Genomic DNA, 25,593 nt, shown 5'->3' on the forward strand with positions numbered 1-25,593 from the left:
TTCCCAGGGAAGGTGGGCGGCCGCCGTCGTACTTTAACCGCCTGGAGTTTTTGAACAGATAACGGGACTTCCGCGCCTCCCAAGTCCTTGTAGCTGTCCAAAAATTCTGAAGGCCTGAAGGTAAAGTTGCACCATATTCGACTTAGTGCAAAACTTTACTCTGTGACTGATAGTGCAAATCTTGACCCCGGCCTGCGGGAGCGCAAGCGGACGGCCACCCGGACCGCCATCACCGGCGCCGCCAGGTCCCTGACCTCGGCGCGGGGCCTCAACGGCTACACCGTGGAGGAAGTCTGCGAGGCGGCCGGCATCTCACGCCGGACCTTCTTCAACTACTTCCCCACCAAGGAAGACGCCATCATCGGCCACGCCGAGGACGACGTTCCCGCGGACGTCATCGAAGAATTCGTCGCCGGTGCCGCGGGCTCCCCCGCAGGCGAAATCTCCCCCACGCTGTTCCAGGACCTGGTCACGCTCTCGCTGCGGCTGGCGGAGGACATGACCGAGTCCGAGGAAGAGACCCGTCAGCTGATCGGGGTGGTCAAGAAGGAGCCCCAACTCATCCTGCGGATCATCGGGGTGACAGAACAGCGCGAGGCGCAATTCGCCCGGGACGTCGCCAGGCGTGAAGGGGTGGCGCCGGACCACCCCGTGGTGCAGATGGCCGTGGTCCTGCTCAGCACCATCGCCCGTAAAAGCAGCATGGCTTACTTCTCCGACGGCAACACCCGCAGCTACCCGGAGCTGCTGCTGGAAAACATCTCCGCAGCAAGCCTCCTCTTCTCCCAATCATTCGACAGCACGGCCACCGCCGCAGCAAAAGGAAACGCATGAGTACCGCAACCGCCACACCGCCGGCAGGGCCCCTGCTGCTGACCCAAAAACGCATCTGGATCATCTTCTCGGCCCTGATCGCCGGGATGCTGCTGTCCAGCCTTGACCAGACCATCGTCTCCACCGCCATGCCCACCATCGTGGGCAAGCTCGGCGGCGTGGAACACCAGGCCTGGATCACCACCGCCTACCTGCTGGCCACCACCATCGTGATGCCCATCTACGGGAAATTCGGTGACATCCTGGGCCGGCGCAACCTGTTCCTGGTGGCCATCGCCCTGTTCACCCTCGCGTCCGTCGGCTGCGCCCTGGCCACGGACTTCTGGGGCTTCGTCATCTTCCGCGCCATCCAGGGGCTGGGCGGCGGCGGACTCATGATCCTTTCCCAGGCCATCATCGCCGACATCGTTCCGGCCAAGGACCGCGGCAAGTACATGGGCCCGCTGGGCGCCATCTTCGGCCTGTCCGCCGTGGCCGGTCCGCTGCTGGGCGGCTTCTTTGTGGACCACCTCACCTGGGAATGGGCCTTCTACATCAACATCCCTGTTGGCCTGGCCGCCTTCGCCATCGCCTGGTTCGCCCTGACGCTGCCGAACAAGAAGGCTGAAAAGCGGATCGATGTCCTGGGCGTTGTGCTGCTCTCCGCGGCCACCACCTGCCTGATCTTCTTCACCGACTTCGGCGGCAAGAAGGACGAGGGCTGGGACTCACCCCTTACCTGGGCATTCGGCGCGGGCCTGCTGGTATCCGCCGCCGCGTTCGTCATGGTGGAGCGCCGCGCGGAAGACCCGATCATCCCGCTCAGCCTGTTCCGCAACCGCATCTTCATCAACGCCACGGCCATCGGGTTCACCCTGGGCCTGGGCATGTTCTCGGCCATTGCGTTCGTTCCCACGTTCCTGCAGATGTCCTCCGGCACCTCCGCCGCCGAGTCCGGGCTGCTCATGCTCCCCATGATGGCCGGCCTGATGGGTACTTCCATCTACTCGGGCATCCGGATTTCCAAGACGGGCAAGTACAAGATGTTCCCCATCCTGGGCGCCGCGCTCACGATGGCCGCCATGCTGTGGATGACCACCCTGGCCGCGAGCACCCCCATCTGGGTGATCTGCGTGCAGCTGTTCGTGTTCGGTGCCGGGCTGGGCCTGATCATGCAGGTAGTGGTCCTGGTGGTCCAGAACTCAGTGCCGGCGGAACAGATCGGCACCGCCACCAGCACCAACAACTACTTCCGCGAGGTGGGCGCCGCCATGGGCGTGGCAATCTTTGGATCCCTGTTCACCACCCGCCTGTCCGAGTCGCTGACCAGCGCCTTCACCGGTGCGGGCGCATCGGCCGAGCAGGCGTCGCAGTCCACCAGCACCTTGGACCCGCAGGCCATGAACCAGCTCCCGGAGCAGCTGCGGGACGCCATCGTCAACGCCTACGCGGATTCGCTGGCTCCTGTGTTCTGGTACCTGGTGCCGTTCATCGCCATCGCCCTGCTGCTGGCCATCACCCTCAAGCAGATCCCACTGTCCGATACTGCCGGCATGGTGGCCCGCGGCGAGGCCGTCGGCGGCGAGGAAGCCGAGCGGCTGGCCGCCGGCCTGCCCGGCGCTTCCGCAGGGCAGGCCGAGCCCGCCAGGAAGGTCGTGGAGGCTGGCGACACGGCAGACACCATGGCACGGGTCGACGACTGCGAGCTGGTCTCGCAGGGCCGCTGACCGCCGTCGTACGCACCGCCGCCGTACCCGCTCCGGGTGCCGCGGATGAGCTGACAGGGACGCCGCAATCTTTGGGGGTTGCGGCGTCCCTGTTCGTGTCAGCGGCCCGCCGGGGTTGGGGCGCGGGGTTTCAGGGCTCGTAGTGGACGGAGTCGTCGGGCGCCAGCGCGCGTTCGATGCTTTCACGGTCCCGCGGCCGGATGTCCGGCAGGCCGTCGATGGGGAACCAGCCCACGGCAAGGGATTCGTCATCGTTGACCCGGGGCTCGCCGGACACGTGCCGGCAACGGAACACGATGTCCAGGAAGTCGCACACATCCCCGTTGGGGAAGGTGACGGGGCCGGAGACACCGACCGAAACCATGCGTTCGGTCTCTGCCACCACCGCGGTCTCTTCGAAGATTTCCCGCACCAGCCCGGGGCCCGGGTGCTCCCCCGGATCCAGCAGGCCCGAAATCAGTGCCCACCGGCCGTTGTCAGATCGCTGGCCCAGCAGGATGTGTCCGCGGTCATTGACCACCACGCCCCGCACGGCAGGAATCCACAGGGGATCGTGGCCTATTTTTTCACGGAGTTTAAGGATGAACTCGGGCGCTGCCATGGCTTCAGCCTAGCCGCCACAGCCCATGTCCAGGCCTCGGCGGCGTCAGGCGGCAGGCAGCAGGAGCATCACGGCGGCTGTCCCTGCCAGCATGAACGGGCCGAAGGGAATGGCGGATTTGAGGCTGCCGCGGCGGGTGGCAAGCAGTCCGAGGCTCCAGAGGCCGCCCAGGAGGAAGGCCGCAAACGTTCCGGCGAATACGTGCCCCCAGCCGAGGTAACCCAGGTACATGCCCAGGACGCCGGCGAGCTTCACGTCGCCGAATCCCATGCCGGGCGGATACACCAGGCGGAGGACGAAGTAGAACAGCCACAGCACCGCTCCCCCGGCCAGGACACGACCGCCGGGCAGGCCAAAAAGCCTGGCACCGCCGTCGGGTACGGCCGCAGCGTCCGCCCCGGCCACCAGGACCGTCGCCACCGCGGCGAGCAGGAGCACCCCGGCCACGCCATAGGAGGGGAAAACGATCCGGTTGGGCAGCAGGTGGTGGCGGATATCGATCACCGTGAGGCGCACTGCCATCACCGCAAAATAGAGGCATGCCGCCAGCACCAGCCAGAACGCAAGGGGGGTGTCCAGCCACAGGTCGCCGAGTCGTCCGATCACCCCTCGGATGCTACTGGAATTCCCCTGCCCGCCCCACAGTGTCCGCGTAAACTGTGGATATGTCAGCCTGGGATTCCCGGCGGCGCCCGGACCCCGATGGCGGCGCATCCCCCTCAGATCTCCCCGCCATGTTCCGCAGCCTGTGCCGGTCTTCCCCCTGGAAGTGGCAGTCTCTTCGCTTTGAGTACTGGGACGAGCCGTTCAACGCAGCACCGGCTCCGGGGGCTTCCCTGGTCCGGGCGTGGCTGCGCCGGCCCGGTGCGCTTCGGCTGGAGAGCCCCGAAGGACTGGTCCTCCACAGCACCACTGGAATCAACGATTCCCGGGATGGCCTCTACGTCAGTTCCACCCGCAAGTCCTGGCTCCTCCCGCCCCATCTGGTTTCCCCCGTGTACGGCGCGTCCGGGCTGGTGAAACGGCGTCCGGAAGCAGCCTACGGAGAGCCCGGGTTCGGCAACGGACGGTTCTCCGCTGCACTGGACCCTGTGGAGCTTGCCGGCAGCGCCCCCGCGCCGCTGGAGTTTCCGGGCAGCAATCCGGTCCAGGTGGAGGACGTGCGCACCCTGGAGCACGAGGGCAGGCCTGCCGTGGAGGCCGTAGTGGTTCCCACCCCCGCTTACCAGCCTTGGGACCCGGCGGCTCCCCTGTGCCTTGCCGGCCGCACCCTGGTGCGGGTGGACCTTGGCACGGGCGTCTGCGTGGCCAGCCGTTCGCTGGAGCACGAAACCGAGGGCTACGGGCACTGGCTGCGGATCCTCGGCGTCGACGAATATATGCTGGACGACCTTTTCCTCGCCGAGTCTATGAACCTCACCGACGTCCGCCGGCACATCAGCTGGGACATACCCGCCTGAACGTGACAGGCAGTGGTGCACGCCATCGGCTAGGCTTCGCGGATGATTAGCATGAGCTCCATCTGGCCGCTGTACGATCTGAAACTGACGACGCCCCGGCTGGAGCTCCGGCCCGTCACCGAACAGGACATCCCGGCAGCCGTTGCCGCTGCCAGCAGTGGCGTTCACGAGCCCGGCCGAAACCCGTTCAGCACAGCCTGGGCAGAGGCACCCCTGACCGAGATGGGGCCGCGGATGGCCCAATGGCAGTGGCGCCTTCGGGCAGAATGTAGCCCCGAGGCCTGGACACTGCTCCTGGGCATCTGGCACGAGGGCCGGTTCATCGGCTGCCAGGACGTGGGCGCCAAGGACTTCGCACTGTTGAAGACCGTTTCCACCGGATCATGGCTCAAGCAGTCCGCCCAGGGCCGGGGCCTGGGCGCAGAGATGCGTGCCGCCGTCGTGCTCTGGGCGTTTGACTGGCTGGGCGCCGACGTGGCCGAATCCGAAGCGGCGGAGTGGAACGCAGCCTCCCTCGGCGTCTCCCGTTCCCTCGGCTACGAGCTGAACGGAATCACCCGCAAAGCCTGGGGCAAGCAGGTTGAGACGGTCCAGAAAGTCCGGGTCACACCCGAGACCTTCAAGCGCCCCGACTGGACCCTGCAGGTTGAAGGCCACGAAGCAGCAGCGAAGTTCCTCAGCGCGCGTTGAGTGCCGGTCCGCGGCTGGGTACGCCGGGCCACGGTCCTTCTCCGTCGCTTAGACACAGCGCATAGGGCCACCTTCGGTCGCTGGGCGACCTGCGGCGGCCGATGCGCCGCGATGCGCTCCTACGAGAAGGGCCGTAACCCGGCTTGTGTGTGCTTTTGCCCGGGTGAGCCTTGGCACACGTCCGGTCCGAACGCTTCGCGTAGGAGCGCATCGCCGACCAAAGCGTTGCGCAGGTCGCCCAGCGACCGGAGCGGCGCGCCGGGAGGTGTCTAAGCGACGGCGAAGCGCTCGGGGCGGACAAACCCGGCCACGGTCACGCACGAAGGGCCGTGGCCCGGCGAACCCGGCCACGGCCCTTTGCTTAGGCGAGGTCAGCCCTCCAGGAGTTCCGTTACCAGGGCTGCGATCGGGGACCTTTCCGAGCGGGTCAGGGTGATGTGGCCGAAGAGCGGGTGGCCTTTCAGGGTTTCGACGACGGCGGCGACCCCGTCGTGGCGGCCGACGCGGAGGTTGTCGCGCTGGGCGACGTCGTGGGTGAGTACGATCTTCGAGTTCTGGCCGATGCGGCTCATGACTGTCAGCAGGACGTTCTTCTCGAGGGACTGGGCCTCGTCCACGATGACGAATGCGTCGTGCAGGGAACGGCCACGGATGTGGGTGAGGGGCATGACCTCGAGCATTCCGCGGTCCATGACTTCCTCCACCACTTCCTGGCTGACCAGCGCGCCCAGCGTGTCAAAGACGGCCTGGGCCCAGGGGTTCATCTTTTCGGACTCGGAGCCGGGCAGGTAGCCGAGTTCCTGGCCGCCCACGGCGTAAAGGGGGCGGAACACGATGACCTTGCGGTGCTCGCGACGTTCCAGGACCGCTTCGAGGCCCGCGCACAGGGCCAGGGCCGACTTGCCGGTCCCGGCCCGTCCGCCGATTGAGACGATGCCGACGGAAGGGTCCATCAGCATATCGATGGCCAGCCGCTGCTCGGCGGACCTGCCATGGAGTCCGAACACGTCCCGGTCGCCCTTGACCAGGCGCACCTGCTTGTCCGCGCCTACCCTGCCGAGGGCGGAGCCCCGGTTGGACAACAGGACCAGCCCGGTGTTGACCGGCAGTTCCGCGGCTGCGGGGATGAACACCGGTTCGTGGCCGTAAAGGGTGGAGATCTCCTCTTCGTTGGCCTCCACTTCGGCCACCCCGGTCCAGCCGGAATCCTTGACCAGCTCGTTGCGGTACTCATCCGCCGTCAGCCCCATCGCGGAGGCCTTGACGCGCATCGGCAGGTCCTTGGACACCACCGTGACGTTTTTGCCTTCGTTCGCGAGGTTCTTCGCGACGGCGAGGATACGGCTGTCGTTGTCGCCGCTGCGGAACCCGAGCGGAAGCACCTCGGCGGAGATGTGGTTGAGCTCCACCGTGAGGGTCCCGCCGTCGTCCCCGATGGGGATGGGCTGGTTCAGTCCGCCGTGCTTGACCCTGAGATCGTCAAGGAGCCGCAGGGCCGTGCGGGCAAAGTAGCCCAGCTCTGGGTCGTGGCGTTTTGCTTCGAGCTCTGTGATCACCACGATGGGGACGATGACTTCGTGTTCGGCGAACCGTAGCAGCGCCCGGGGATCCGAGAGGAGGACGGAGGTGTCGATCACGAAGGTGTGGATCAGGGAATCCCCTCCGGAGACGGCAAAACCGGCCGCAGCATCGGTTGCCGCGCCGGTTTGTTCAGTGGCTCGCACAGTGCGAGAGGTAGCTGTTCCTGCCTGGCCTGATACGACCTCGTGCAGTTTTTCAGAAGTAGCCACATCGACTCCAGCCCCGGGCCCCAGCCCGGCCTTGTTATTGGTGAGGCGGCTCGGCCAAGAGGCCGGGTCCGGCCTCCCATACAACCGGTGCGATGTTTCGCTCCATGTACTGGCCTCCCCGATCAGCCGGCGGTTTGCCTGCTGATGGATATAACGTAAATCCACCCCCCGGCATTTCCGCAACCATTACGCGGCGATTCCTGTTGCGGCGTTGTGAACTCCGGGTGAACCGGGAGTGTCAGGAACCGTAGCGCCGCTGCCGGCCCGCGTAGTCACGCAGTGCCCGCAGGAAGTCGACCTTGCGGAACGCGGGCCAGAGCGCCTCGCAGAAATAGAACTCGCTGTAGGCGCTCTGCCACATGAGGAACCCTGAGAGCCGCTGCTCGCCGGAAGTCCGGATGACCAGGTCCGGGTCGGGCTGGCCGCGGGTGTACAGGTACCGCGAGATGTCATCCACGCTAAGTTCATCGGCAAGCTGGTTGATGTCGGCGCCTTTGGCCACGGCGTCATGCAGCAGCTCACGGACTGCATCCACGATTTCGCGCCGACCGCCGTATCCCACGGCCACATTGACGTGGATCTTTTCGTGGACCGGCGTCCGTGCCGTCAGTTTGTTCAGGCGCTCGGCAAGATAGCCGGGAAGCAGCTCCGGCGCACCCATGGCGTGGACGGAAATGTTCTCGTCCTCGTCCAGCCGGTCCAGCGTGTTGGCGATGATGCCCATGAGGAGGTCCAGTTCTTCACTGGATCTGTTCATGTTGTCCGTGGAGAGCATGTACAGCGTCACCACTTTGACGCCTAGCTCCTGGCACCAGCCCAGGAACTCATGGATCTTGTCCGCACCGGCCTGGTGGCCCTGGCTGGTGGGTGCATTGAACTGCTTCGCCCAGCGGCGGTTGCCGTCCACCATCACACCGATGTGCCGCGGGATGCGGTCCCGGGAGAGATCCTTGAGCAGACGTCGCTCGTAATAGCCATAGAGGAACCCGGGCAACTCCACGCGTCCACTCACCTGACTTCCTCGCTGTTCGTACTTGCACATCCTAGGCTACCGCCCGGGCAGCGCCTGCCGGTGATGGGGCCCGCAGAGGGTCACACACCTCGAGTTACCGATGAGTAACTTACCGGAACGTAGGTTATTCTGGTCCCATGAACAGCGACTCTTCCGAGGCTCCGCGCACGCCGCAGCCGGAGGATGAAAAACCCGCTCCATCAGGAAACTCTCCGGTTGACGATGCCGCCATCAGGCTGGCTGAGCTGCTGATGATCAAGCCGAAGTGGCGGGGCTGGATCCACACCGTGGCAGCCCCGTTCGCCCTGGCCGCAGGAATCGTCCTGGTGATCCTGGCTCCCACTGCCGACCGCAAAATTACCTCGGCCATCTACGCCGCCACCGGCGTGCTGCTGTTTGGCGTCAGCGCCGTATACCACCGCGGCAACTGGTCACCAGTGGTGAAGCGGGTCCTGAAACGACTCGACCACACCAACATCATGCTGGTCATTGCCGGCAGCTACACGCCGCTGGCCTGGACCCTGCTTGAGCGGCAGCAGGCCGTCCTCCTGCTCTGGATCATCTGGTCCGGCGCCATTCTGGGGGTGCTGTTCAGGCTCCTGTGGACCGATGCGCCGCGCTGGCTGTACGTGCCCATCTACATCGCGCTGGGATGCGGTGCGCTGTTCTACTTGCCGCAGTTTTTCCAGGCGAGCCTTCCGGCAGCCACCCTTATCTGCGTGGGCGGCGCGCTCTACATCGCCGGGGCCGTGTTCTATGCGCTGAAGAAGCCGAACTTCAGTTACCACCACTTCGGCTTCCACGAACTTTTCCACGCCTTCACCGTCTTTGCGTTCGCCGCCCATTTCACGGCCATCGCCATAGCCGTCCTGGGCTGACTTTCAGGCTCCGCCAGGGTCTTTGGGTAAGCCCCTAGTCCCGCGGCAGGGAGTTACCCTGGCTGAACCCGTTTCCATTGGTGTCCCGGTTTTCCTGCGGAGCCACGGGTTCTTCGCGGGCTTCCTCCGCCTCAATGTCAGCTTCGGCAGCAGCTGCGATGCGCTCCTCCTCTACCTGCGCCCGGTACCGTACGCGCCGGATCCGCCGGACCATGTCCACGATGAGCAGCGCCGTGGCCACAACGAAAAATGCCGTCATGATAAAGCCCAGCAAACCGGGCGTTACCTGGTCCTCCGTGATCCCGTCACGCAGGGTTGGAGTGGGCATCGGCGTGGGAGTGGTGGCCAGGCTGAGGAGCAAGTTTTGCACGTGTAATACCTTCAGGGATCGGGTTGCAGCCGGACATATGTCACGCCCGAAGCGCCTATGGCTAACTTCTACGCGGCATAGAAATCGCTGCCGGTTCTATCTTAGCCCGGCAAACAGGTCCGTCTCGGGCAGTTCGGAAGAGACCCGGGACTTGATCAGGGAGTAGTCCTCCCACGGCCAGGCCCGCCGCTGCATGTCTGCTGACACTGCGAAGAAGAAGCCCAAGGGGTCCACCTGGGTGCGGTGGGCACGAAGGGCGTCGTCGCGCACTTCAAAAAAGTCTCCGCAATCCACCTGGGTGGTGGTGGCATGTGTCGCGGGCGGCGGCGTGTGCCCCTCAGCGTCGGCCTCCAGCCACGCCGCAAGGCGTTCCGCGTAAGGCGACTGGAGTCCGGCTTCCTCGAGCGCGAAATGCAGCGCGCGGAAGCGTTCCGGGCTGAAAGCACGGTCGTAGTACAGCTTGCGTGGCTCCCATGGCTCCCCGGCCTCGGGGTACCTGTCAGCGTCACCGGCAGCATCGAACGCTTCCACTGCCACTTTGTGCGCCATGATGTGGTCCGGGTGGGGGTAGCCGCCGTTCTCGTCATAGGAGAGGATGACGTGCGGCTTGAAGGACCGGACCAGCCGCACCAGGGGCGCCGCGGCATGGTGGAGGGGCAGCGTGGCGAAGGATCCTGCCGGTAGGGGCGGAAGCGGATCGCCTTCGGGCAGCCCGGAGTCCACGAACCCCAGCCAGCGCTGACGGATGCCGAGGATCGTCGCCGCCCGGTCCATCTCCAGGCGCCGTGCGCCGGCCATGTCCCGCTTGGGATGCGGCTCGCCTTCAACGGCGGGGTTCTGGATGTCGCCGCGCGACCCGTCGGTGCAGGTGGCCACCATGACCTCTACGCCGGCGGCAGCGTACATGGCCATCGTGGCAGCACCCTTGCTGGATTCGTCATCCGGGTGGGCATGCACGGCGAGCAGCCGAAGCGGTGCCGGGGAGGTGCTGGACGCTGTCATGGAAGGACGGCTCCTCATTCTTCTTGGTTTGTGGCGGTGCGGGGATGCTGCGGTATGCGGGCGGACGGAGAACACCGCCATGGCCAGTGCAATTGGCCACCACGGGATGGGCACTAAACTGGTCTGGTGACTTCCCCGGACCAGTCGGCCCCATCCGCGCCCGCAGACACTAGCCTAGCCAATCGATATGGTGGCCAAAAGCGGAGCCTGACACCCGCCGTCAAGCGCGCCATCGCCGGCGGCGCCCTCGCCGTCGGTATCGGTTTCCTGGCCTGGGTCTCCACGTCGAACTCGTTGTCCGCGGTGACCTTCAAGGACGTGGGTTACAGCACGCCTGATGCAACTGTTGCCGAGGTGGACTTCCAGGTGACGCGCGAGCCCGGCACGCCAGTCAAGTGCGCCGTGAAGGCCCTCGATTCCAAGTACGCAGTGGTTGGCTGGAAGGTGGTGGACATTCCCGCCGACGCCCCTGAGGGATCCGAGGAGACGGCCGACGGCGGCAGGACGGTTTCCCAGCGGGTCATGGTCCGCACCGAGTCCCTGTCCGTATCCGGGGTTGTGGACAGCTGCTGGGCAACGGACGGATCCGGCCAGAAGGTGTGATGTGGGCCGCTTGCTCGTTGGGATAAATCCAGGGGTTTGACTACAATGGATCAATACCTTCACCCCGCTGAGCTGGTTGCTGTTCCATTAGTGGCCACCGTGGCGGGGTCTTTTGCATGTAGGACCACTAAAGGAGAAGTCCGTGTCTACCACCAACAGCGCAGCTGCAGCCTGGCTCACCCAGGAAGCTTTTGACCGCCTGAAGGCAGAGCTGGACCAACTTTCCGGCCCCGGCCGGGCGGAGATTGTCCAGAAGATCGACGCTGCCCGCCAGGAGGGTGACCTCAAGGAAAATGGCGGCTACCACGCTGCCAAGGAGGAGCAGGGCAAGATCGAGGCCCGCATCCGCCAGCTGACCGTCCTGCTTCGGGATGCCCACGTGGGTGAATCCCCCGCCGATGACGGCATCGTGGAGCCCGGCATGATCGTTGTGGCCCGGATTGCAGGGGACGAAGAGACCTTCCTGCTCGGATCCCGTGAAATTGCCGGCGATTCGGACCTGGACGTCTTCAGCGAAAAGTCCCCCCTGGGCTCTGCAATCCTGGGCCACAAGGAAGGCGAGACGCTGAGCTACGTTGCGCCCAACGGCAAGGACATCACGGTGGAAATCCTTTCCGCGAAGCCTTACGCAGCCTAGTTCTTCCTTAGCTGCCAAAGCGCCTGCCGCCCCAAGGGCGGCAGGCGCTTTGTTGTATTCAGCCTGTGGGCGGCAGCTATAGGGGAATTGCGCGGTCCCGCTGCCTGTCGGCGCCCGTACGGGGGCGGAGGATCAGTGCGGCCACCACTCCCCCTGCAGCCCCGCCAAGGTGGGCCTGCCAGGACACGAAGCCGGACACAATGGGCAGCATCCCGAACAGAATGCTGCCGTAGCCCATGAACAGGACCACGGCCAGGAGGATCTGTTTCCAGCTGCGGTTGAAGAAGCCGCGGACCAGGAGGAAGGCAAAAAGTCCGAAGACGAGGCCTGAGGACCCTACGGTGATCCCGCCATCGCCGATCAGCCAGACGGTGATTCCCGATCCCAGCCAGCTGAGCGCGAGGGCAGTCAGGAAGACCCGGAGCCCGGAGAGGAACACCAGGAAGCCAAAGATGATCAGCGGCAGGCTGTTGGACAGCAGGTGGTTCAGGTTGGCATGCAGCAGCGGAAACGTGAAAATGTCCAGGAGCCCGTCCGCGCTCCGGGGCCGCAGTCCGAACGTGCGGGTCAGGGACCCCAGGGTCAGCGTGTTGAACAGCTCAATGACAAAGAGGAGTGCTACGAAACCGCCCAGGACGAGCAGCCCGCCCTTGGCGCGCGCCGCCGTCGTCTGCCGTTCCCGGAAATCCCCGTTCCGCATCAGGCCAGCCACGCGTACCCCTAGTGCACCACGATGGGCTGGAATCCTTCGGCACGCAGCGCGCTGAGGACTTGCTCGCCGTGCTGGTGGCCCTTGGTCTCCAGGTTCACGGTGATGGAAACGTCGCCCATGCTGATGGAGCCGCCCACGCGGGTGTGGTCCAGGCCGGTGACGTTGGCATCGTTTTCGGCGATGATCCTGGCGATGGTTGCCAGCGAGCCGGGACGGTCGTCCAGCATCATGCGGACAGTCATGTACCGCCCGGCTGCGGAAAGGCCGCGCTGGATGACTTTAAGCATTAGCATAGGGTCGATATTGCCGCCGGACAGTACGACGGCGGTGGTCCCCGGATTTTCGATCTTGCCGTCCATGAGGGCAGCGACACCGACCGCGCCGGCGGGCTCCACTACCATTTTGGCGCGTTCCAGCAGGAAGATCAGTGCGCGGGCCAGCGAATCCTCGCTGACCGTCACGACGTCGTCCACGAGTTCGCGGATGATGCTGAACGGCAGCTGCCCCGGCCGTCCGACGGCGATGCCGTCAGCCATCGTGGACACCTTCTTCAGCGGCACCAGGGCGTCGGCGGCGAGGGAGGGAGGGTAGGCCGCAGCGTTTTCCGCCTGCACCCCGATGATGCGGATGTCGCGTCCAAGTTCCTTGGCCCGGGCCTTGATGGCGACCGCAACCCCGGCCAGGAGGCCGCCACCGCCGACGCCCATCAGGATGGTGTCCACGGTGGGGATCTGTTCGAGGATTTCCAGGCCAACAGTGCCCTGGCCTGCCACCACATCAACGTTGTCGAAGGGGTGGACGAAGACCGTCCCCGTTTCATTGCTGTACCGCTGGGCCTCCGCCAGCGCCTCGTCCACGTTGTGGCCGTGCAGGATCACCTCGGCGCCGTGGCTGCGGGTGGCGGCGAGCTTTGGCAGCGCAACACCGAGGGGCATGTAGATGCGTGCCTTGATCCCCAGGCTCTTGGCTGCCACCGCAACGCCCTGTGCGTGGTTGCCTGCGGACGCCGCCACAACGCCACGTTTCTTCTCTTCGGGCGACAGGCGGGCCATGCGCACGTAGGCACCGCGGACCTTGAACGACCCGGCACGCTGGAGGTTCTCGCATTTGAAGTAGACCTCGCCGCCCACCTGTACGCCCAGCGCACGGGACGATTCCACCGGAGTGCGCGCAATAATCCCGTCAAGCAGCTTCTGCGCCTCAAGGACATCGTCCAGCGTGACGGGAAGGGTTTGCAGGATGTTCACGTACTACTCTCCTCTAGGTTCGTCCCCGGCGCCCCGACGGGGTGCGGAGTGGGCACCGCGGTGTTCAGCTGTGGCGCCGGCAGACGTTTCGCCTTCTCCGCCAAAGTCCTTCGGCGGTTCAACGTCTTCTATGGTGTTGTCCCCGCCAGCCGGAGCTGTCAGGGGCCTCCCGGCAATCACCGGCACCTGTTCATGTTCCCATGTTCTGGCGGCGATGTAGCGAATGGCCGAGTTTGCTACGGCCAGGATGGGTACCGAAAACAGTGCGCCCGGGATGCCGGCAAGGTAGGAGCCGGCGGCAACGCTGAGGATGACGGCTACCGGATGGAGGGACACGGCCTTGCCCATGACCAGCGGCTGCAGGATGTGTCCTTCCAGCTGCTGGACCGCAAGGACGATGGCGAGCATGATCAGCGCATTCACGGGGCCGTTGGCCACCAAGGCCAGCAGGACGGCAATCACGCCGGTCACCAGGGCACCCACCACCGGGATGAAGGAACCCAGGAAAACCAGCACGCCCAGGGGCAGGGCCAGCGGGACTCCAATGATCGCGGCACCCACGCCGATGCCGATCGCATCCACCGCGGCAACGAACATCTGGATTCGTGCATAGCTCACCATGGAGGCCCAGCCCTTGCGGCCGGCGCCGAAAGCAGCGGCCCGCGCCCGCCGCGGAAGCAGCCGGACAAGGAACGCCCAGATCCGGTCTCCCTCCAGCAGGAAGAAAATGAGGATGAACAGGGCGAGGAGCAATCCGGCGGCGAAGTGTCCGGCCGTGCTGCCAAATGACAGGGCGCCGCTGAGGATGCTGCTGCTGTTGTTCTGCAGGGCGTCGCTGGCTTCCTTGACGTACTGGTCGATTTGGGCCGCCGTCAGGTGCAGCGGCCCGTCGGAAAGCCAGGTCTGGACCTGCCGCACGCCTTCGAGCGCCTGCTGCCACAATTCGCCGAAGCCGATCACCAGCTGCCGGCCGACGAGGGCCAGCGCACCGGAGATCACTGCGATAAAGCCAAGGACCGTAAGGGCGACGGCAAGGCCGGCGGGCAGTCCGCGCCGCTTCAGCCAGGCCGTGACAGGGCTCAGCAGCCCCGCGAGGAGCGCCGCCACCATGACCGGGATGATCAGGAAGGTGATGTGGCTCAGGAGCCAGATCAGCGTGCCGGCCATCAGGAGGATGAGGCCCAGGCGCCAGGACCAGGATGCGGCAATCCGTACACCGTACGGGATGTCGCGGTCTAGCTCACGGTCTGTCAGGACCCGGAGGGGTGCCGCCGTGGCGGGGGCTGGAGATGGCGTGGACTGGGTGGCGTCGTCCGCGGTGGGCGTCATAAGGAAACTCTAGCCGCCTGTGGCGGCGTGGTAGTCGATTCCCCACTCCATGGCGAAGGACTCCCCCGGTTCGAGCCAGCGCAGGCCGTCGCCGGAGTTGAAGGCGTTGGCCGGACCGGTCATCGGTTCGACGGCGAGCGCGCGGCTCCGGCCGGGATAGACAGTGCTGACGAAGACGTGGACGTACTCGCAGGATTCGTCCTGCCAGAGGCTGACGCTGCGGCCGTCCGGCCCCGCCAGCACGTGGCGGGCCTTGCCATCCTCGTACCCGAGGCCGGTGAGAGCGACGTCGACGCTGAGGCCGCCGATGGTGCGGCCGCCGCGGAAGTCGGTGTCGCCGTCGACGGGCGCGGAACTGCGGGGTATCAGCCGTTCATCGGCGATGAGCTGGGTGTCGGCCTGGACGGTCAGTACCAGCTCCTCGGCGGGCGTGTCTCCCAACCGCAGGTAGGGGTGCGCGCCGAGGACAAACGGTGCAGCTGCTGCGGCGTGGTTTGTCAGGCTCTGGCGGACCGCGAGTCCAAGGTCTGCGGTCAGCTCGTACCGCACGAGGTGCCGCACCAGGAAGGGGTAGCCGTGCTGCGGAAAGACCGTGGCTTCCAGGGAAACGGAGTATGGCGATTCGTCCACCAGCGTGTAACCCACGTTTCTGAGCAGGCCGTGGCTGGCGTTGTTGCGGGACACCTCGGTGATGTCCAGCTGCTGCTTTTTGCCGTCCAGGACCCAGGCGCCATCCTCCACCCTGTTGGCCCAGGGCGCCAGGGTGATTCCGGCCCCGCCGGGCGGAATGACGTCGTCGCCGTAGGTTTCGGTCAGGAGCACGCCGCCCCGGCTGTAGGACCGGAGCCCGGCGGCGAGCTCGGTGATAACGGCCACGGCGTCGCCGCGGCGAAGTTCATACTGGCGGCCTGAGGCAAAGGCGCGCAGGTGCGGGCTGTCGGGTGTGTCCTGGGACGAGAACTGGGTCATGCGCCTTACCGTACCGCGGCTACTGTGGTCATGCTGAACCTTGGATGTTGTTTTTTGTTCTTAACTATTCATTTTTGGTTGATCATGCGAAAATAGTTCCATGACAGCGATCACCAGCACCAGACTCTCCGACGGCCGGGAGCTGCTCTATTTCGATGACCCGGGCACCAATGCGGCCCGGGCAGCGGGGCCTGCCGACCAGCGCGGCCTGCCACCGAGGGGCGAGCCCGGTGAGGTCCGCTTCGATGCCCTCACGGACGAATGGGTGGCAGTGGCGGCGCACCGCCAGACCCGAACCCACCTCCCGCCCGCGGACCAGTGCCCCATCTGCCCCACGACGCCCAACAACCCGTCCGAGATTCCTGCGGCTAACTATGACGTGGTGGTCTTCGAGAACCGCTTCCCGTCCCTCGGCCCCGCCCTCGGTCCGGTTCCGGAAAACGCTGCATGGGGAACCAAGGGTCCGGCCTACGGCCGCTGCGAAGTAGTGTCGTTCACGCCCGAACACACAGGCTCCTTCAGCACACTCAGCGAAACCCGCTCCCGGACCGTGATCGAAGCCTGGGCCCAGCGCACGGAAGCGCTCAGCTCGCTGGCAGGCATCAAGCAGGTGTTTCCTTTCGAGAACCGCGGCGCAGATATTGGCGTCACCCTCCACCACCCGCACGGCCAGATCTACGCCTACCCGTATGTCACTCCCCGGGCGGGCGTGCTGGGTTCGGCTGCCCTGCGCCACTACGAGAAGCACGATGGCCGCGAAACCCTGACCGGCTCCCTCTTGAAAGCGGAACGGCAAGACGGCAGCCGGATGGTGATGGAAGGCGAAAACTTCAGCGCCTACGTCCCGTTCGCAGCCCGCTGGCCGCTGGAAATCCACCTGGTCCCCCACCGTCACGTTCCAGACCTAGCGGCCCTAAGCGGGGAGGAGAAGGACGAGCTCGCCCACGTCTACCTGGATCTGCTCAAGCGCGTGGATGCCCTGTACCCCACGCCCACCCCGTACATCTCCGCCTGGCACCAGGCTCCACTGGTGCCCGGACTCCGCGCCGCCGGCTACCTCCACCTTCAGCTGACCTCACCCCGGCGGGCTGCGGATAAGCTGAAATACCTTGCCGGGTCCGAGGCAGCCATGGGTGCCTTCATCAACGACACCACACCGGAAAGCGTGGCCGAGCGGCTGCGCGCAACGGTTCCGGCACCTGCCACTGCGGCCGCCGAGGCCGCTCCGTCCCAAGGAGTTCCCGCTTGAGCGCCGCACCCCACCCCACCGCAGATTCAGCCGCCCCGGGCACGCAGGACCTGGCTGCCCGGTTTGCCCAGGAGTTCGGGGCCGCCCCGGCAGGCGTCTGGCAGGCACCGGGCAGGGTCAACCTGATCGGTGAGCACACCGACTACAACGAGGGCTTCGTGCTGCCGTTCGCCATCGACCGGACTGCCCGGGTAGCAGTGGGCATCCGCCCGGACTCCACCGTTCGCCTGCTGTCAACGTACGGTGACCAGGGCATGGTTTCCACCGCACTCGACAGCCTGGAACCGGGCTCCGCCAAGGGGTGGACCAAGTATCCCCTCGGCGTCATGTGGGCCCTCCGCGAACGCGGCATCGATGTTCCCGGAATTGACCTGCTGCTGGACTCGGACGTTCCGCTCGGCGCAGGCCTGTCCTCGTCACACGCTATCGAGTGCGCGGTGGTCACCGCCCTCAACGAGCTCACCGGCGCTGGCCTGACAGCGGAGGACATGGTCCTGGTGACCCAGCGCGCCGAAAACGACTTCGTGGGGGCTCCCACCGGCATCATGGACCAGTCCGCCTCCATTCGCGGGGCCAAGGGCCACGCGGTCTTCCTCGATTGCCGTGACCAGAATGCCACCCTGGTGCCGTTCGAAACGGAACCGGCAGGACTGGTCCTGCTGGTCATTGACACCAAGGTCTCGCACTCCCACGCCGACGGCGGGTATGCCTCGCGCCGCGCCTCCTGCGAGCTCGGCGCCGAGGTCATGGGCGTCAAGGCGCTCCGCGACGTCCAGGTCGGTGACCTGGAGGAGGCCAGCGGACTGCTGGACGAGGTGACGTTCCGGCGCGTGCGCCACGTTGTCACGGAGAACGACCGGGTGCTGCAGACGGTGGAGCGCCTGGCCGCCGAGGGACCCGGCGCCATCGGCACCCTGCTCGATGCCAGCCATGCCTCCATGCGGGACGACTTCGAAATTTCGTGTCCTGAACTGGATCTGGCGGTGGAGACCTCGCGCGCCAACGGGGCCATCGGGGCACGGATGACCGGAGGCGGTTTCGGGGGTGCGGCGATTGCCCTGACCCCCGTCGCTTCCGAAGCGAAGGTGCGCGCCGCCGTCGTCAGTGCTTTCGCCGAGGCGGGCTATGCCGCGCCGGACATCTTCACTGTCTCCCCGGCAGCGGGCGCCATGCGCGTCGCCTAGCAACCCGACCGGGAGGCCGCTCAACGCTACAACCTTAAATAGAACAGGCCCACCTTGCGGTGGGCCTGTTCTATTTAAGGCATCGGACGACGGCGGTTTGGCGCCCGGGCGCTAGTCGTCGCCGCGGAGGATGGCCAGCAGGCGGATGATCTCCACATACAGCCAGACCAAGGTGACGGTCAGGCCGAACGCCGCGGTCCAGGAGAAACGCTGCGGAGCGCCGCTGCGGACGCCGGCTTCAATGCTGGTGAAGTCCATGATCAGCGAGAAAGCGGCGAGGCCGATGGCGAGCAGGCCGATAACAACGCCAATCATGCCGCTGCGCAGGCCGAAGGGCTCCTGGGTGACGCCGGTCAGCATCATGACCAGGTTGACTACTGAGAACAGGGCGTAACCGCCAAGGGCGATCATGAAGAAGCGCATCGCCTTGGGGGTGGCACGGACTTTTCCGCTCTTGAACAGCAGCAGGGTGACGGCAAACACGGAGAGCGTGCCTACCACTGCCTGCAGGCCAACACCCGGGTACTGGGTATCGAGGATGCGGGTCAGGCCACCCAGGAAGAGTCCTTCTAGGCCGGCGTAGGCCAGGATCAACGCAGGGGAAGGCTGCTTCTTGAACGTGTTGACGAGGGCTAGGACGAAACCGCCGAGGGCACCGACGATCATCAGCAGCGACGCAAGCCCCAAACCGACGGTCAGGGTTACTGCCGCGCCGAGGATAACGACGCCGAGGCAGGCTGCCGTCTTGACGATGACATCGTCGAAGGTCATCCGCCCGGTATCCGCCGGACCCGCCGACGGCTGGTTGTACATGTCCTGGAGCTGGTTGTCCGTCATGCCCTGCGGCTGGGCGTTCCAGGCCTGCTGGCCATAGGGTGCCTGGGCGTACGGCTGCTGGCCGTAAGGGGCGCCGCCATAGCCCTGCGGGGCAGGCGGTGCCTGGGTGGCTCCACGGAAGCTCTTTCCGTTGAAGATCGGGTTTCCGCCAAGTGCCATTGCGGGATTCCTCCATGCTGGGTGTGTGATGGATCTTAAGGTTTACGCTACCAATTCCCACGTAGCCGGCGCCCCTAAAGTTCCCGCCGACCTTCCCTGCAATACAACCGTGACCTGCCAGTGAACATGCTGCGCCCGCGGAGACACCGCTACTCAACAAAGGTTGTTTCCCACGATCCGCGCCACATCGCAGCTGCGGGCCCCGCAGTTGTTATCCGATCGCTACCAATATGGCCTGGACCACGGCATTCACCGGTTCTGATGCGCTGTAGCATAAGCCAAGCAGGGTGACGGAACTCACACTTGTGGGTGTCGGGCGTCATGGCATTTCCCCACCCTGCGACCGTTCGCAGCGGCTGCAATGGCGCGGCCTAGACCGCCCCCAAGTGGAGGTTATCAATTTGAGAAGTACACCCCAAGGCCAGCGGGCCGGAAGGCGCCTCGGTTTGCTGAGACTGTTGGGAGCCATTGGCGCTTCCATCTTCGCAATCCTCCTGGTGGCCGGACCGGCAAGCCAGGCCGCTTCCCCGTCACCGACACCATCCCCGTCGAACCAGACCTTCCAGAACAACATCAGCGGGTTCCTCCGTGATGACACCCGCGCACCCCTGGCGGACGTGACAGTCACGGCAAAGAAGGGCGATTTCACCGGCACTGCCAAGTCATCGGCCAACGGCGCCTGGAACATCGGCGTGCCGGAGCAAGGCACCTACACGGTGGAACTGGATGAATCCACGCTTCCCGAGGGCATCAAGCTGGCCGACGGCCAGGAAAACCCCCGCGACGTGACGTTCAGCCAGACCTCCAACCTGTCGGTGATCTTCGCGTTCGGCAAAGGCATCGTGGTGCAGCAACAGGACTTCGGCCAGAACCTCCTGAACCGGCTGGTGGCCGGCCTGAGCTTTGGCCTGCTCCTGGCCCTGGCATCGGTTGGCCTGTCCCTGATCTTCGGCACCACCGGCCTCACCAACTTCGCCCACGGCGAGATGGTGACCCTTGGCGCGGTCCTCGTCTTTGGCTTCAACGCCATGGGGCTTCCCTTCTGGCTGGCACTGATCCTGTCCCTGGTGGGCGGCGGCCTCTTCGGTTACGCCCAGGACCGCGGGCTCTGGCGGCCGCTGCGCCGCCGCGGCACGGGCCTGGTCCCCATGATGATCGTCAGCATCGGCCTGGCCCTCGCGGTCCGCTACGTGATCCAGTTCTACTTCGGCGGCGCCACCCAGCAGTTGCCTTACGCCCAAAGCCCCGAGGTCCAGATTGGCCCGGTCTCCATTTCACCGAACAACCTGTGGTCGCTGGGTATCAGCGCCGTGGTCATCGCCCTGATCGGCATCGTGCTGCTGAAGACCAGGCTTGGCAAGGCCACCCGCGCAGTGGCGGACAACCCCGCCCTGGCTGCCGCTTCAGGCATTGACGTGGACGCCGTCATCCGGCTGGTGTGGATCACCGGCGGCATGCTCGCTTCCCTTGGCGGCATCCTCTGGGCCTACTACCGCCCGGGCGTCACCTTCGACATGGGCTCGGCCATCCTGCTGCTCATCTTCGCCGGTGTGACCCTCGGCGGCCTGGGAACCGTCTTCGGCGCCCTGATCGGTTCCATCATCGTTGGCATCTTCGTGGAGCTGACCACTGTGTTCGGCCTCGCTGCCGACCTCAAGTACGTGGGAGCTTTGTTCATCATGATCGTTGTCCTCTTGTTCCGGCCACAGGGCATCCTGGGCCGTCGCGAGCGCGTGGGTTAGGAAACAGACATGGATTTTGGTTTCATTCTTTCCAGCGCTGCCGGCGAGATCTTCAGCCCCACCACGGCTGCCTACGCCTTGGCTGCCTTGGGGCTCGCGGTCCACTTCGGCTATTCGGGCCTGCTGAACTTCGGCCAGGCCGGCTTCATGGCAGTGGGCGCGTACGGGTTCGCGATCTCCACCCTGACCTTCGGCGTCCCGTTCTTCGTGGGGCTGCTCATCGCCATTGCGGCCTCCGCGGTCTTTGCACTGCTGCTGGGCATCCCCACCCTCCGACTCCGGGCGGACTACCTGGCCATTGTGACCATCGCCGCCGCGGAAATCGTGCGCTACATCGTCACCACCAACCAACTCACTGCGGTTACCGGTTCCGCCAATGGCCTGGCGGCGTTTGAAGGCAGCTTCTACGCCATGAACCCGTTCCCCGAGGGCTCATACTTCGGCATGAACAACCGCGACTTCTTTATCCGCGTGGTGGGCTGGGCCCTGGTGGCCCTCTGCTGCACCCTTGTGTGGTTGCTGATGCGCAGCCCGTGGGGCCGGGTGCTCAAGGGCATCCGCGAGGACGAGAACGCCGTCCGGTCCCTGGGCAAGAACGTCTACGCCTATAAAATGCAGGCCCTGGTCATCGGCGGCGTCCTCGGCGCCCTCGCGGGCATGGTCTTTACCCTGCCCCGCGGCGCCGTACAGCCTGCCAACTACGGCACGGAACTGACGTTCTTCCTCTATACCTGCCTGTTGCTGGGCGGCCTGGGCACGGTCCTCGGCCCCGTCATCGGGGCGATGATCTTCTGGGTGGTCCTCTCCCTGACACAGGGCATCCTCTACGGCCTCATTGAGTCCGGTGCCGTTATGTGGCTGAACACCGTCCAGGCCGGGCAGCTGCGTTACATCCTGGTAGGCGTGGCGCTGATGCTCTTGATGATCTTCAGGCCGCAGGGCGTCTTCGGAAACAAGAAGGAGCTGGCGTTCGCGTGAGCATACACAATGAAAACCCCGAAACGTCCGGTGCCCCGGCACCGGACTACATGACCGACACCCGCCCCATCGCCGCTGGCGAAACAGCGCCCGGTTGCAAGAAGCGGGATCCGATCGTGGTGGCAGAAAACGTCACCCGCAGCTTCGGCGGAATCAACGCCGTGGATGTGGACTACCTGGAGATCCCCCGGCACAAGATCACTGCCCTGATCGGCCCCAACGGTGCCGGCAAGACCACCCTCTTCAACCTGTTGACCGGATTCGACACCCCCAACACCGGCAAGTGGCAGTTTGAAGGCCACAGCCTCGCGGGGGTATCCCCCTACAAGGTGGCCCGCATGGGCATGGTCCGCACGTTCCAGCTCACGAAAGTGATGGGCAAGCTGACGGTCATGGAAAACATGCGCCTGGGAGCGTCCAACCAACCCGGAGAAAGCCTCGCCAAAGCCCTGTTCAAGGGCATCTGGGGCGGCCGAGAAAAAGAGATCACGGCCCAGGCCGACGTCCTGCTGGAGAAGTTCAAACTCGACGCCAAAAAGGACGACTACGCCGCATCGCTCTCCGGCGGACAGCGCAAGCTCCTGGAGATGGCACGGTCCCTCATGGTGCGGCCCAAGCTGGTGATGCTCGACGAACCAATGGCGGGCGTTAACCCGGCACTGACGCAGTCACTGCTGGACCACATCAAGAACCTGAAGGCCGAGGGCATGACGGTCCTGTTCGTTGAACACGACATGCACATGGTCCGGCACATCGCGGACTGGGTGGTGGTCATGGCCGAGGGCAAGGTTGTCGCCGAAGGCCCGCCCGGGGAGGTCATGAAGAACCCCGCCGTCATCGACGCCTACCTGGGTGCCCACCACGACGTCGACCTCGGCGACGCAGAGGGCATCAAGGAGCTCGCTGCCGAACTCGTTGCCGACGACGAATCCATCGTCGGCACCGATAACGCCGGGATCATCTCCCTGGACGTCGTCGGGGACGAGTCCGGCACGGCCGGCCCGGCGGAACAGTCCCCCGGAGACGTGCAACGCGGCAGGCGCGCGCACAGGGACACGGAAACCGATGGGAAAGACCGGACAGATAGGGACAGCCAATGAGCAGCACCAGCGCGGCACCGGCCGCCCAGCCCGTGGACGACGGCGAAGCAGTCGTCAAGGTCACCGACCTTGTGGCCGGATACATTCCCGGCGTCAACATCCTGAACGGCTGCAGCATTGAAGCCCGAAAGGGCGAGCTGATCGGCATCATCGGCCCCAACGGCGCCGGCAAGTCGACCCTCCTCAAGGCCATGTTCGGCCTGGTAAAGGTACACTCCGGCACCGTGGTGGTCCGCGGCCAGGACATTACCGGGCTGAAGGCCAACAAGCTCGTGACCCGCGGCGTCGGCTTCGTCCCGCAGACCAACAATGTGTTTGCGGCCCTCACCATCGAAGAGAACCTCCAGATGGGCATGTTCCAGCGGCCCAAGGACTTTGCCGAGCGGTTCGACTTTGTCACTCGGCTCTTTCCGGAACTCGGGAAGCGCCGCTCCCAGCGGGCCGGTTCCCTGTCCGGCGGCGAGCGCCAGATGGTGGCGATGGGCCGCGCTTTGATGATGGATCCTGCAGTCCTGCTGCTGGACGAGCCCTCAGCAGGCCTCTCCCCCGTCAAGCAGGATGAGACCTTCCTCCGCGTCCACGAAATCAACCGTGCCGGCGTCTCAGTCATCATGGTGGAACAGAACGCCCGCCGCTGCCTGCAGATCTGCGACCGCGGCTATGTGCTGGACCAGGGCCGGGACGCGTACACCGGTACCGGCCGCGAGCTGATGAAGGACCCCAAGGTGATCCAGCTGTACCTGGGCACCCTGGCGGACACCGTCGAGTAAACCGGAGCACAACCGCAAAGAAGCCCCCGTCCGATGGACGGGGGCTTCTTTGTGCCTGGGAAGGGTCTAGAGCTTGCCGAACTCTTCCTTCACTGCCGTGTACTTGTTGTCGTCCTGGTACTCGTAGATACCGATGTACGCCTCGGTGGGGTCACCGGCGTCGGAGAAGGTCACCGGACCGGACTGGCCGTCGTAGTCGATGTCCTTGCCCTCGCGGAGCAGGGTGACGCAGGCGGCGTAGGACGTGCACTTCTCGCCGCCCTCCGAAACTTCCTTCAGCTTCGCAGCGATGTCCGTCCCCTTGGTGCTCTTGGCAGCTTCCGCGGCCAGGGAGATCAGGTTGACGGCGTCGTAAGACTCACCGGCGTAGCTGTAGTCCTTCAAGGCCGGGTCAATGGCGAGGAGTTTCTTCTTGAAGGCGTCCTGCGCAAACGTGCCGGGGATGGTACCCCGGGCGCCCTTCAGCGTGCCGGCCTGGAAGTCCTTGCTGTAGTCGGAGGTGTTGCCGTCCACCAGGAACATCTGGGTGGGCTTGACTCCCTTGCCGGTCATCAGCGGAACGATGCTCTTTGCCTGGTCGAAGGTGATCAGGGCGATGGCGTCCGGCTTGGCGGCAAGTACCTTGTCCACCTGGCTGCTGAACTGGCTGTCGCCTTCGTTGAAGAGTTCCTCGGCAACAACCTGGCCGCCTGCCGCCTCAAAGGATTCCTTGATGTTCTTGGCCAGGCCGGTGCCGTAGGCATCGTTCAGGACCACCATGCCGACGGTCTGGGCCCCACAGGTTGCCATGTAGTTGCCCAGGACCTTGCCCTGGAGGACATCGGACGGTGCGGTGCGCCAGTACAGGCCCTTGTCATCCCAGGTGGTGAAGTCCGGGGACGTGTTGGCCGGCGAGAACTGGATGACGCCAGCACCGGTGATCTGGTTGATGACCGTCTTGGACACGCCCGAGGACGCGGCGCCGATGATGGCGCTGACACCCTGGCCGAGCAATGCGGAGGTGGACTGGGTGGCGATGTCCGTCTTGGTGTCACCGGAGTCGCGGTGGATCACTTCCACCGGCTTGCCCAGGACGCCGCCGGCGTCGTTGACTTCCTTGATGCCGAGGTTCACACCGGCGATTTCGGGCGGGCCGAGGAAGGCCAGGGATCCGGTGGTGGGCAACAGCGAGCCGATCTTCAGCGGAGTCTCCGTACTGCCGGTGGACGGCGGAACAGCTGCCGGCGCCGCGCTCTGCGTGGCTGCGGCACCCCCTCCGGTTTCCGGTGCGGGGCACGCGATGCCTCCGGCCGATGCGGAGGAAGCGGACTCGGACGTCGTGGGTGTGGACGAACCGCCGCACGCTGTCACCATGAAGGCGACGCCGATGCCAAGCGCTGTCAGCTTGGCAGCGCGGGTTCCCGCCTGGGGGAATAAAGTCATTTACGAGCTCCTCGATCTAAAGGTGCGAACGGCCTTTGACGCGAAAAATCAGGTGTTCCTGATTTAGCTTCAAGCTAATGCAAATCCCAGGCGAAGATAAGTGACTGAGGTCACATCCTTATAACAGTCGTTGCATATGCGAAATTAAACAACGGAAGCCGCCCGCACTGCGGGCGGCTTCCGTCGATTCGGTGCCGTTTGGCGGGCATCCTCTGCTCCGTACCCCAGGTGGGACTCGAACCCACAACACGCGGATTTTAAGTCCGATGCCTCTGCCAATTGGGCTACTGGGGCGTCGGGTCAATGGTATCC

The 25,593-nt window shown here is 65.2% G+C and carries 25 protein-coding genes and 1 tRNA gene; 13 read left to right on the top strand and 13 right to left on the bottom strand.

What is annotated here, in order from left to right:
- Positions 1 to 162: 162 nt before the first annotated feature.
- On the top strand, positions 163 to 834 hold the full coding sequence (locus tag UC32_RS04650; RefSeq protein ID WP_045730101.1) for a TetR/AcrR family transcriptional regulator: 672 nt from the start codon (positions 163 to 165) through the stop codon (positions 832 to 834).
- Positions 831 to 2,540 carry an MDR family MFS transporter gene (locus UC32_RS04655; protein ID WP_045730102.1) on the top strand — a complete coding sequence of 570 codons (1,710 nt, stop codon included), beginning with the start codon at positions 831 to 833 and terminating at the stop codon, positions 2,538 to 2,540. The genes UC32_RS04650 and UC32_RS04655 overlap by 4 nt, the downstream gene beginning before the upstream one ends.
- 130 nt (positions 2,541 to 2,670) lie before the next feature.
- Here the strand turns inward: UC32_RS04655 and UC32_RS04660 are convergent, their stop codons facing one another.
- A complete protein-coding gene (locus UC32_RS04660) occupies positions 2,671 to 3,141 on the bottom strand; it encodes an NUDIX hydrolase (protein ID WP_045730103.1) in 471 nt (156 codons plus the stop codon).
- Positions 3,142 to 3,186: 45 nt separating this feature from the next.
- The gene (locus UC32_RS04665; RefSeq protein WP_045730104.1) at positions 3,187 to 3,747 is read right to left on the bottom strand and encodes a prepilin peptidase; all 561 of its coding nucleotides are present in this window, start codon (positions 3,745 to 3,747) and stop codon (positions 3,187 to 3,189) included.
- Between the two features lie 59 nt (positions 3,748 to 3,806).
- Here UC32_RS04665 and UC32_RS04670 point away from each other — a divergent pair, with 59 nt between their 5' ends.
- The gene (locus UC32_RS04670) at positions 3,807 to 4,601 is read left to right on the top strand and encodes a hypothetical protein (protein WP_045730268.1); all 795 of its coding nucleotides are present in this window, start codon (positions 3,807 to 3,809) and stop codon (positions 4,599 to 4,601) included.
- 42 nt (positions 4,602 to 4,643) lie between these two features.
- A complete protein-coding gene (locus tag UC32_RS04675) occupies positions 4,644 to 5,291 on the top strand; it encodes a GNAT family N-acetyltransferase (protein ID WP_045730105.1) in 648 nt (215 codons plus the stop codon).
- A gap of 371 nt (positions 5,292 to 5,662) precedes the next feature.
- On the opposite strand, the gene UC32_RS04680 is transcribed toward UC32_RS04675, so the two are convergent.
- A complete protein-coding gene (locus tag UC32_RS04680) occupies positions 5,663 to 7,081 on the bottom strand; it encodes a PhoH family protein (protein WP_045730106.1) in 1,419 nt (472 codons plus the stop codon).
- 238 nt (positions 7,082 to 7,319) lie between these two features.
- On the bottom strand, positions 7,320 to 8,081 hold the full coding sequence (locus UC32_RS04685; protein ID WP_045730107.1) for an isoprenyl transferase: 762 nt from the start codon (positions 8,079 to 8,081) through the stop codon (positions 7,320 to 7,322).
- A gap of 248 nt (positions 8,082 to 8,329) precedes the next feature.
- Between UC32_RS04685 and trhA the strand changes: the two genes are divergently transcribed.
- Positions 8,330 to 8,971, top strand: coding sequence for a PAQR family membrane homeostasis protein TrhA (gene trhA / locus UC32_RS04690; RefSeq protein ID WP_045730269.1), 642 nt, complete (start codon positions 8,330 to 8,332; stop codon positions 8,969 to 8,971).
- Between the two features lie 34 nt (positions 8,972 to 9,005).
- Here trhA and UC32_RS04695 read toward each other — a convergent pair whose 3' ends face one another.
- Both UC32_RS04695 and mca read right to left on the bottom strand, forming a co-directional pair.
- Positions 9,006 to 9,341 carry a hypothetical protein gene (locus tag UC32_RS04695; RefSeq protein WP_045730108.1) on the bottom strand — a complete coding sequence of 112 codons (336 nt, stop codon included), beginning with the start codon at positions 9,339 to 9,341 and terminating at the stop codon, positions 9,006 to 9,008.
- A 96-nt stretch (positions 9,342 to 9,437) separates the two neighbouring features.
- Positions 9,438 to 10,343, bottom strand: coding sequence for a mycothiol conjugate amidase Mca (gene mca, locus UC32_RS04700; protein ID WP_045730109.1), 906 nt, complete (start codon positions 10,341 to 10,343; stop codon positions 9,438 to 9,440).
- 126 nt (positions 10,344 to 10,469) lie between these two features.
- On the opposite strand from mca, the gene UC32_RS04705 reads away from it, so the two are divergent.
- Together UC32_RS04705 and greA are read left to right on the top strand one after the other, a co-directional pair.
- A complete protein-coding gene (locus UC32_RS04705) occupies positions 10,470 to 10,946 on the top strand; it encodes a DUF4307 domain-containing protein (protein WP_045730110.1) in 477 nt (158 codons plus the stop codon).
- Positions 10,947 to 11,088: 142 nt separating this feature from the next.
- Entirely contained in the window at positions 11,089 to 11,583 is a 495-nt protein-coding gene (greA, locus tag UC32_RS04710) for a transcription elongation factor GreA (RefSeq protein WP_045730111.1), read from the top strand.
- 76 nt (positions 11,584 to 11,659) lie between these two features.
- On the opposite strand, the gene UC32_RS04715 is transcribed toward greA, so the two are convergent.
- Genes UC32_RS04715 through UC32_RS04730 form a run of 4 tightly spaced genes read right to left on the bottom strand, consistent with a single transcriptional unit; the run spans position 11,660 to position 15,840 of the window.
- The gene (locus UC32_RS04715) at positions 11,660 to 12,283 is read right to left on the bottom strand and encodes a rhomboid family intramembrane serine protease (RefSeq protein WP_152642569.1); all 624 of its coding nucleotides are present in this window, start codon (positions 12,281 to 12,283) and stop codon (positions 11,660 to 11,662) included.
- Between the two features lie 20 nt (positions 12,284 to 12,303).
- Complete coding sequence (gene ilvA / locus UC32_RS04720; protein ID WP_045730113.1) at positions 12,304 to 13,542, bottom strand: threonine ammonia-lyase; 1,239 nt, start codon at positions 13,540 to 13,542, stop codon at positions 12,304 to 12,306.
- A gap of 3 nt (positions 13,543 to 13,545) precedes the next feature.
- Complete coding sequence (locus tag UC32_RS04725; protein WP_082071917.1) at positions 13,546 to 14,871, bottom strand: AI-2E family transporter; 1,326 nt, start codon at positions 14,869 to 14,871, stop codon at positions 13,546 to 13,548.
- Between the two features lie 9 nt (positions 14,872 to 14,880).
- Complete coding sequence (locus tag UC32_RS04730) at positions 14,881 to 15,840, bottom strand: aldose 1-epimerase family protein (protein WP_045730114.1); 960 nt, start codon at positions 15,838 to 15,840, stop codon at positions 14,881 to 14,883.
- A gap of 100 nt (positions 15,841 to 15,940) precedes the next feature.
- On the opposite strand from UC32_RS04730, the gene galT reads away from it, so the two are divergent.
- Both galT and galK read left to right on the top strand, forming a co-directional pair.
- A complete protein-coding gene (gene galT / locus UC32_RS04735; RefSeq protein WP_045730115.1) occupies positions 15,941 to 17,089 on the top strand; it encodes a galactose-1-phosphate uridylyltransferase in 1,149 nt (382 codons plus the stop codon).
- A complete protein-coding gene (gene galK, locus UC32_RS04740; RefSeq protein WP_045730116.1) occupies positions 17,086 to 18,273 on the top strand; it encodes a galactokinase in 1,188 nt (395 codons plus the stop codon). The genes galT and galK overlap by 4 nt, the downstream gene beginning before the upstream one ends.
- Before the next feature lie 111 nt (positions 18,274 to 18,384).
- Here galK and UC32_RS04745 read toward each other — a convergent pair whose 3' ends face one another.
- Positions 18,385 to 19,269, bottom strand: coding sequence for a Bax inhibitor-1/YccA family protein (locus UC32_RS04745; protein WP_045730117.1), 885 nt, complete (start codon positions 19,267 to 19,269; stop codon positions 18,385 to 18,387).
- Between the two features lie 446 nt (positions 19,270 to 19,715).
- Between UC32_RS04745 and UC32_RS04750 the strand changes: the two genes are divergently transcribed.
- The 4 genes from UC32_RS04750 to UC32_RS04765 are packed head-to-tail and all read left to right on the top strand — an operon-like array spanning position 19,716 to position 23,859.
- Positions 19,716 to 21,011: a branched-chain amino acid ABC transporter permease gene (locus tag UC32_RS04750; RefSeq protein ID WP_235423590.1), complete on the top strand. Its 1,296-nt coding sequence runs from the start codon at positions 19,716 to 19,718 to the stop codon at positions 21,009 to 21,011.
- 9 nt (positions 21,012 to 21,020) lie between these two features.
- Positions 21,021 to 21,989: a branched-chain amino acid ABC transporter permease gene (locus tag UC32_RS04755; RefSeq protein WP_045730119.1), complete on the top strand. Its 969-nt coding sequence runs from the start codon at positions 21,021 to 21,023 to the stop codon at positions 21,987 to 21,989.
- A gap of 50 nt (positions 21,990 to 22,039) precedes the next feature.
- Complete coding sequence (locus tag UC32_RS04760) at positions 22,040 to 23,089, top strand: ABC transporter ATP-binding protein (RefSeq protein ID WP_045730271.1); 1,050 nt, start codon at positions 22,040 to 22,042, stop codon at positions 23,087 to 23,089.
- Positions 23,086 to 23,859 carry an ABC transporter ATP-binding protein gene (locus UC32_RS04765; protein ID WP_045730120.1) on the top strand — a complete coding sequence of 258 codons (774 nt, stop codon included), beginning with the start codon at positions 23,086 to 23,088 and terminating at the stop codon, positions 23,857 to 23,859. Before UC32_RS04760 ends, UC32_RS04765 begins: the two co-directional genes overlap by 4 nt.
- Positions 23,860 to 23,925: 66 nt before the next feature.
- Here UC32_RS04765 and UC32_RS04770 read toward each other — a convergent pair whose 3' ends face one another.
- Positions 23,926 to 25,281, bottom strand: coding sequence for an ABC transporter substrate-binding protein (locus UC32_RS04770; protein ID WP_045730121.1), 1,356 nt, complete (start codon positions 25,279 to 25,281; stop codon positions 23,926 to 23,928).
- A gap of 220 nt (positions 25,282 to 25,501) precedes the next feature.
- Positions 25,502 to 25,575 (bottom strand) — tRNA-Leu (locus UC32_RS04775).
- Positions 25,576 to 25,593 lie beyond the last annotated feature (18 nt).

The sequence above is a fragment of the Pseudarthrobacter chlorophenolicus genome (assembly GCF_000962805.1).
Classification (GTDB): Bacteria; Actinomycetota; Actinomycetes; order Actinomycetales; family Micrococcaceae; genus Arthrobacter; species Arthrobacter chlorophenolicus_A.

Excerpts from the sequence above, each read along its gene's own strand:
- UC32_RS04655 (WP_045730102.1), top strand. The coding sequence starts at position 831 with ATGAGTACCGCAACCGCCACACCGCCGGCAGGGCCCCTGCTGCTGACC.
- UC32_RS04660 (WP_045730103.1), bottom strand. The coding sequence starts at position 3,141 with ATGGCAGCGCCCGAGTTCATCCTTAAACTCCGTGAAAAAATAGGCCAC.
- UC32_RS04670 (WP_045730268.1), top strand. The coding sequence starts at position 3,807 with ATGTCAGCCTGGGATTCCCGGCGGCGCCCGGACCCCGATGGCGGCGCA.
- UC32_RS04675 (WP_045730105.1), top strand. The coding sequence starts at position 4,644 with ATGATTAGCATGAGCTCCATCTGGCCGCTGTACGATCTGAAACTGACG.
- mca (WP_045730109.1), bottom strand. The coding sequence starts at position 10,343 with ATGACAGCGTCCAGCACCTCCCCGGCACCGCTTCGGCTGCTCGCCGTG.
- UC32_RS04715 (WP_152642569.1), bottom strand. The coding sequence starts at position 12,283 with ATGCGGAACGGGGATTTCCGGGAACGGCAGACGACGGCGGCGCGCGCC.
- UC32_RS04725 (WP_082071917.1), bottom strand. The coding sequence starts at position 14,871 with ATGACGCCCACCGCGGACGACGCCACCCAGTCCACGCCATCTCCAGCC.
- UC32_RS04730 (WP_045730114.1), bottom strand. The coding sequence starts at position 15,840 with ATGACCCAGTTCTCGTCCCAGGACACACCCGACAGCCCGCACCTGCGC.
- galT (WP_045730115.1), top strand. The coding sequence starts at position 15,941 with ATGACAGCGATCACCAGCACCAGACTCTCCGACGGCCGGGAGCTGCTC.
- UC32_RS04745 (WP_045730117.1), bottom strand. The coding sequence starts at position 19,269 with ATGGCACTTGGCGGAAACCCGATCTTCAACGGAAAGAGCTTCCGTGGA.
- UC32_RS04755 (WP_045730119.1), top strand. The coding sequence starts at position 21,021 with ATGGATTTTGGTTTCATTCTTTCCAGCGCTGCCGGCGAGATCTTCAGC.
- UC32_RS04760 (WP_045730271.1), top strand. The coding sequence starts at position 22,040 with ATGACCGACACCCGCCCCATCGCCGCTGGCGAAACAGCGCCCGGTTGC.
- UC32_RS04765 (WP_045730120.1), top strand. The coding sequence starts at position 23,086 with ATGAGCAGCACCAGCGCGGCACCGGCCGCCCAGCCCGTGGACGACGGC.
- UC32_RS04770 (WP_045730121.1), bottom strand. The coding sequence starts at position 25,281 with ATGACTTTATTCCCCCAGGCGGGAACCCGCGCTGCCAAGCTGACAGCG.